A 6342-nucleotide genomic window follows, 5' to 3' on the forward strand; every position below is an offset into this window, starting at 1 on the left:
AGTCGGGACTGCATGGCAGGCTCGGTGTCGACAAGCAGTTCGTCGCCGTCGAAAACACCCGCGGCGGCATCGGCAAGCATTCGATGGTGCTCAACGACGCCACGCCGCATGTCGAGGTCGATCCGGAAACCTACGAGGTGCGCGCCGACGGCGAGTTGCTGACCTGCGAGCCGGCGACGGTGCTGCCGATGGCGCAACGGTATTTTCTGTTTTGAAGCGGCGCTTCCACCGGGCGAGCATTATCCGTTGCAGCCCTTGGTGGAAGGCAGCACTATGCGGCCAACCAACAGCTGCATTGTGATCGAGCATGACCACCGAAATCGCTTCCGCCCACGACATCTTCCCGCACATCCGCATCGTCATGGGCATGGTGATCGGGCTTGGTGTCGCCCGCCTGCTGTCGGGGGTGGCGCGCATCGTCCAGCATCCCGGCCAGTACAAGCTCTATACCGTGCATCTGGCCTGGGTCGTCTCGGTGCTCCTGATGCTGGTGCATTTCTGGTGGTGGGAGTTCGGCCTCTACGCCGTCGAGATCTGGACCTTCGGCAAATATTTGTTCATCATTTTCTACGCGATCACGCTGTTCCTGCTGTGCGCGCTTTTGTTTCCCGATTCGATGCTGGACTACACCAGCTACGAGGATTTCTTCTATTCGCGGCGGGCGTGGTTCTTCGGCCTGCTGGCGGCGACCTATCTGCTCGACGTGGTCGACACGCTGCTGAAGGGGCCGGAGCATTTCGCCCGCTTCGGCAGCGAGTATCTGTTCCGCACGCCCGTCTTCGTCGCGCTCTGCATCATCGCGATCCTGGTGCGCGACCGCCGCTTCCACATCGCCTTTGTCACGGCGGCGCTTATCTACCAGATATCGTTCATCCTGCGGCTCTTCGACACCATCGTCTGAACGAACGCGATGGTCTAGCTTTGTTGGGGAAAGGCAGGGTTCGACATGTACAAGGCCATTGGATCGCGCGTGTGCGGGCACAAGCAAATGGGAAATCCATGAAATGAAACTCAACCTCAACACCGACTTCACCAAATTCCCGCGCGTCGTCTCGGTGCTGTCCGCCGGCGCTGCCGGAACCACCCTACCGTCCGGCCGGGCCATTCTCGCCCATGACGAGCGGCATCTGCGCCGCCGGGCCATCGAACTTGCCGACGGCAGCAAGGTGCTGGTCGACCTGCCCGAACCCGTCGCCTTGAACGATGGCGACCGGCTGGTGCTGGAGAATGGCGGCCATATCGAGATCATCGCGGCACCGGAAGAGGTCTACGACATCCGCGCCCGCGATGGCGTGCATCTGGCCGAACTCGCCTGGCATATCGGCAACCGCCATCTCGCGGCAGGCATCGAGGCCGGACGCATCCTCATCCTGCGCGACCATGTCATCAAGGCGATGCTGGAGGGGCTGGGCGCCACCGTGACCGACGTTTCCGAACCGTTCAAGCCGGTGCGCGGCGCCTATTCCGGCCATGCTGGGCAAAGCCACGATCACGGCCATGCGCATGCGCACGCCGAAGCGCACAGCCATTCTCATGGCGAAGCGCATTCCCATTCGCACAGTCATGCCGGCCATCACCACGATCATGACTGACCAGCCTTCGAACATCGCCCTGCTGCGGCTGATGGCGTGGCTGTCGCCTGCCTTTCCGGTCGGCGGCTTTTCCTACAGCCATGGTCTCGAGCGGGCGGTGCATGACGGGTTGGTTGCCGATGCCGGGAGCCTCGCCGGCTGGCTGGAGACGCTGGTCGAGATGGGCTCGGGCTGGAACGACGCCGTGCTGTTCGCCGAGAGCTGGCGCCGAGCATGCGGCACCGGTGATCTCGATGAAGTGGCGGCACTCGCCGAAGCCCTGGCCGGCTCGCGCGAACGCCATACCGAGACCATGCTCCAGGGTGGAGCCTTCCTCAAAGCGGCGGCCGCCTGGCCTAATCCGGTGCTGGAGCGCCTGCCGGCCGAATGCGCCTATTGCGTCGCCGTCGGCGCCATTGCGGGTGGCAACGGCATCGCGCTTCAGGATGCGCTGTCAGCCTTCCTGCAAACCTTCTTCTCCAACCTTGTGCAGGCAGCGATCCGGCTTGGCATCGTCGGCCAGAGCGGCGCGACCACGTTGTTAGCCGGCTTCGAGCCGCTGGCCCTGGCGACCGCAAGCCGCGCCGCGCGCTCGACACTCGACGATCTCGGTGGCTGCGCCTTCGTCTCCGATGTCATGGCGATGAAGCATGAAACCCAATATTCGCGACTGTTCCGCTCATGATTTTTCTCGCCTTCTCGCTATCCTTTGTCCTGCTGCTGATCACCGTTCTGCATGTCTATTGGGGCCTTGGCGGCATCTGGCCGGGCCAGGACGCAGCCTCCTGCGCTCGCGCCGTGGTCGGCTTTCGCGGCGTCGATGAGATGCCGACGCCGTTTGCCAGTTTCGCCGTTGCCGCGTGCTTGTGCCTGGCGACACTATGGCCGCTGGCGCTCATGGGAGTCTTCGCTTCACCCTTCCCCAAGGAGGGTCTCGCCGCCACGTCGCTGCTCATCGGTCTGGTGTTCCTGGGGCGCGGCATAGCCGGCTTCACGCCATGGTGGCGGCGGCTGACGCCTGAACAGCCTTTCGCGCGGCTCGATGTCCGCTATTATTCGCCGCTGTGCCTGTTGATCGGGCTCGGCTTTGCCATCCTCGCCATCACGGAGTTTCCCGCATGACACAGACAAATGGTCCGCTGCGCGTCGGCATTGGCGGCCCGGTCGGTTCGGGCAAGACGACGCTGACCGAAAAACTGTGCAAGGCGCTGCGCGACGAGTTTTCCATCGCCGTCGTCACCAACGACATCTACACCAAGGAAGACGCCATGATGCTGGCGCGGCTGCAGGCGCTGCCCGAGGACCGCATCATGGGTGTCGAGACCGGCGGCTGCCCGCATACCGCGATCCGCGAGGATGCCTCGATCAATCTGCAGGCGATCGCGCAGATGAACAGGAAGTTCCCGGACCTCGACATCGTCTTCATCGAATCCGGCGGCGACAACCTTGCCGCCACCTTCTCGCCGGATCTCGCCGACCTGACGCTCTATGTCATCTCGGTCTGCCAGGGCGAGGAGATTCCGCGCAAGGGCGGGCCGGCGATCACCCGCTCCGATTTCCTGGTCATCAACAAAAGCGATCTGGCTCCTTACGTCAACGTCAACCTCGACGTGATGGAGAGCGACGCCGGCCGCATGCGCGGCAAGCGGCCGTTCGGCTTCACGGACCTGTCGCGCGGCAAGGGACTGCAGGAGGTGATCGATTTCATCATCGAGCATGGCGGCCTGCGAGCCGGCGCTGCCGCTGCCAGCACGGCGGCGTGAGCATCCCTGCACCAACCAAAACCGGTTGCGGGAATGGGCTGGCCACGGCATTCTTGCCGAAACCGGAGGATTTTTCGATGAGCCTTGCCCGTCTGCAAAAGGAAACGCTGACCAACCTGCCCTACTATGAGGAGCGCGTCGATCTCGCCTGTGCCTTCCGCTGGACGGCGCGGCTCAACATGCACGAGGCGGTGGCCAATCATTTCTCGCTGGCCGTCAACGATGAGGGCACACAATTCCTCATGAACCCCAACCAGGTGCATTTCTCGCGCATCAAGGCGAGCGACCTTCTGATGATCGATGCCAACGATCCGGAAACGCTCTCCGGCCCCAATGCGCCCGACCCGACGGCGTGGGGGCTGCATGGCGCCATCCATCGCAATGTGCGTCACGCGCGCTGCGTCATGCATGTGCACTCGATCCACGCTACGGTGCTGGCATCGCTCGCTGACTCGACATTGCCGCCGATCGACCAGAATTCGGCGATGTTCTTCAACCGCCATGTCGTCGACGCGCACTATGGCGGGCTGGCCTTCGAGGAGGAGGGCGAGCGCTGCTCGCAGCTTCTCGTCGATCCCAAGGTCAAGGTGATGGTGATGGGCAATCACGGCGTGCTGGTCATCGGCGACACGGTCGCCGATGCCTTCAACCGCATGTTCTATTTCGAACGCGCCGCCGAGACATACATCAAGGCGCTGTGGACCGGCCGCCCGCTGCGCACGCTTTCTGACGCGATCGCCGAAAAGGCGGCGAGCGAGATGGACGATTATCCCGGCCAGGCCGAACGCCATCTCAGCGAGTTGAAGGCGATCCTCGACGAGCAGGAACCGGTCTACCGGAATTGAGCGTCCTTCTCCCCGTGCCGTCACTATACGGGGAGAAGGTGCCGGCAGGCGGATGAGGGACGGCGCCGACCTGGGCGGTTTTCCTCAGAGCCCCAGCTCTTTCCCCAATTCCTCGGCGCTGTTGATGACGACGGCGCCGGGCGGGCCTTCCATCGGCTTTTCCGGCCAGAAGATCGTCTTCATTCCCGCCGCCAGCCCTGCCATGGCGCCCGGCCAGCTGTCGTCGATCGCCACCGCCTGCGCGGGGTCGACATCGGCCAGATACGCGGCGCGCAGGAATGGCTCGGCATGCGGCTTGCCTTCGCGCACGTCGTTGCGGCTGATCGTCTTCATGCCGGGGTAGATCAGGCCGACCATGCTCAAATTGGCGTCGACGATCATCCGGTCCGAATTCGAGACCACGGCCTGCTGGATGCCTCTTGTACGCAGCTCGTTGAAGATCTCGATCGCGCCGGGGCGCGGCTTCAAGCTCTCCACCAGCGGCAGGTAGTGTTCGTATTTGCGCAGGATCCAGTCGTCGAAAGGCAGGTCCAGGCCGAACTCGTCGCGCATCATCTCGTAGACCGGCCAGGCGGCGACGCCGAGCACGCGCTCATGCAGATCGTTCGGCGGGACAAGGCCGACATTGCGCATCGCCGCCACCAGGGCAGCTTCGTGCAGCGGTTCGCTGTCGACCAGCGTGCCGTCCATGTCCCAGAAAACCGCTTTCGGCGTCATGCGAGGCTCCTTTTTGCCATCCCTTAAAGGGTTTGAGCCGGGAGATAAACCTTCGGAGCGCAAGAACGTGCCGCCTGCCGGGACCGCAGCCAAGTCTCTTGGCGAGACAGACATCGTGGGGAGACGAGAAACTGGGCCGTGCCTACGCCGAGGGACAGCAAGCAATTGCCCCCGAGATTTGACAATTGCGCAGCAGGCCGTTCCCTGCGAAAGTGGGCATGGGCCGCTCTCATGACCGGCGGTCTCGGGAGGCAGGACTTTGAATAGCCGGCAGGATGGTGGCAGCAACAGGCTGGACGATGCGGCACGCGCCGGCTGGCTTTATTATGTTGCCGGCAACACACAGGACCAGATCGCTTCGACGCTTGGCATCTCGCGGCAAACGGCGCAGCGGCTGGTATCGCTGGCGGTGTCGGAGGGCTTGATCAAGGTTCGCGTCGACCATCCGATCGCCAACTGCCTCGATCTGGCGGCACGGCTGAGATCGCGCTTTGCGCTCGATCTGGTCGAAGTGGTGCCGAGCGACCCCAACTCGTCCTCGACCACGATCGGCATCGCCGAGGCGGCTGCCGCCGAGATCGAGCGACGGTTGCGTTCACCGACCCCGATCGTCATGGCGATCGGCACCGGGCGCACGCTGAAGGCGGCGATCGAGCAGCTGCCGCCGATGGAATGCCCGCAGCACAAGGTGGTGTCGTTGACCGGCAACATCTCGCCGGACGGCTCGGCCGCTTTCTACAACGTCATCTTCACCATGGCCGACAGGGTCAAGGCGCGTTCGTTTCCGATGCCGCTGCCGGTCATCGCCTCGTCGCCGGAGGAGCGCGAGATGCTGCTCAACCAGCCGATGATCCAGCCGACGCTTGCGCTTGCCGCCGAGGCTGACGTCACCTTCATCGGCATCGGCGACCTCGGCCCCAAGGCGCCGCTCTACGAGGACGGCTTCATTTCGGAGAGCGAATTGAAGGCGCTGCAGAAGGCCGGGGGCATCGCCGAGATCGTCGGCTGGGTGTTCGATAGGGAAGGCCGCATGATCGAGGGCATCACCAACGACCGGGTGTCGTCGGCGTCGCTGCCGTCACGCGAGAAATCGCTGGTCATCGCACTGGCGATGGGAGAACGAAAGCTGCCGGGCATTCTGGCGGCCGCGAACCGGCGGCTGATCAACGGCCTCATCACCGATGAACGGACCGCCGCCGCGCTGCTCGCCAGCATCTGACCGGAAGCACAACTGATTTGCGATAAAACCAACCGCGCTAGCTGTGCCGCCCGAAATGGTCGTTGCCATCGAGAAAACCGAGATCGCGCTGCAGATGCGGCGACAGGTCCCTGATGTCGAGATGTGCCCGTTTTTTGGCTGCGAACCAGCCGAATCCATCCGTCAGCCACGAAAACCAGCGATGATCGGGTGCGGAAGTGCATTTTTGCTGCGCCATGGTCATGATC

At 63.5% G+C, this 6342-nt stretch carries 9 protein-coding genes and 1 pseudogene; 8 read left to right on the forward strand and 2 right to left on the reverse strand.

Annotated features, from left to right (window positions below; all coding sequences use genetic code 11):
* The 7 genes and pseudogenes from ureC to ENZ75_RS16960 all read left to right on the forward strand — a co-directional run.
* Positions 1-215, forward strand: a pseudogene (gene ureC, locus ENZ75_RS16930) (urease subunit alpha); the annotation flags it as partial.
* A 92-nt stretch (positions 216-307) separates the two neighbouring features.
* On the forward strand, positions 308-901 hold the full coding sequence (locus ENZ75_RS16935; protein ID WP_027161070.1) for a hypothetical protein: 594 nt from the start codon (positions 308-310) through the stop codon (positions 899-901).
* A 103-nt stretch (positions 902-1004) separates the two neighbouring features.
* Positions 1005-1592, forward strand: a complete 588-nt coding sequence (gene ureE / locus ENZ75_RS16940; protein ID WP_063169755.1) for an urease accessory protein UreE — start codon at positions 1005-1007, stop codon at positions 1590-1592.
* The gene (locus tag ENZ75_RS16945) at positions 1585-2256 is read left to right on the forward strand and encodes an urease accessory protein UreF (protein ID WP_063170432.1); all 672 of its coding nucleotides are present in this window, start codon (positions 1585-1587) and stop codon (positions 2254-2256) included. Before ureE ends, ENZ75_RS16945 begins: the two co-directional genes overlap by 8 nt.
* Positions 2253-2693, forward strand: coding sequence for a DUF3995 domain-containing protein (locus ENZ75_RS16950; protein WP_024502040.1), 441 nt, complete (start codon positions 2253-2255; stop codon positions 2691-2693). Before ENZ75_RS16945 ends, ENZ75_RS16950 begins: the two co-directional genes overlap by 4 nt.
* Positions 2690-3334: an urease accessory protein UreG gene (ureG, locus tag ENZ75_RS16955; RefSeq protein ID WP_013528407.1), complete on the forward strand. Its 645-nt coding sequence runs from the start codon at positions 2690-2692 to the stop codon at positions 3332-3334. Before ENZ75_RS16950 ends, ureG begins: the two co-directional genes overlap by 4 nt.
* 77 nt (positions 3335-3411) lie before the next feature.
* Positions 3412-4179, forward strand: a complete 768-nt coding sequence (locus ENZ75_RS16960) for a class II aldolase and adducin N-terminal domain-containing protein (RefSeq protein WP_024502042.1) — start codon at positions 3412-3414, stop codon at positions 4177-4179.
* An 84-nt stretch (positions 4180-4263) separates the two neighbouring features.
* Here ENZ75_RS16960 and ENZ75_RS16965 read toward each other — a convergent pair whose 3' ends face one another.
* Positions 4264-4896, reverse strand: coding sequence for an HAD family phosphatase (locus tag ENZ75_RS16965; protein WP_063169754.1), 633 nt, complete (start codon positions 4894-4896; stop codon positions 4264-4266).
* Positions 4897-5155: 259 nt separating this feature from the next.
* Between ENZ75_RS16965 and ENZ75_RS16970 the strand changes: the two genes are divergently transcribed.
* Positions 5156-6115 (forward strand): sugar-binding transcriptional regulator, encoded by a 960-nt coding sequence (locus tag ENZ75_RS16970; protein ID WP_013528410.1) that lies wholly within the window; start codon positions 5156-5158, stop codon positions 6113-6115.
* A 37-nt stretch (positions 6116-6152) separates the two neighbouring features.
* Here the strand turns inward: ENZ75_RS16970 and ENZ75_RS35135 are convergent, their stop codons facing one another.
* Positions 6153-6338, reverse strand: coding sequence for a hypothetical protein (locus ENZ75_RS35135; RefSeq protein WP_063170431.1), 186 nt, complete (start codon positions 6336-6338; stop codon positions 6153-6155).
* Positions 6339-6342 lie beyond the last annotated feature (4 nt).

Source organism: Mesorhizobium sp. M7A.F.Ca.CA.002.04.1.1, from assembly GCF_004022805.1.
GTDB classification, from domain to species: domain Bacteria; phylum Pseudomonadota; class Alphaproteobacteria; order Rhizobiales; family Rhizobiaceae; genus Mesorhizobium; species Mesorhizobium ciceri.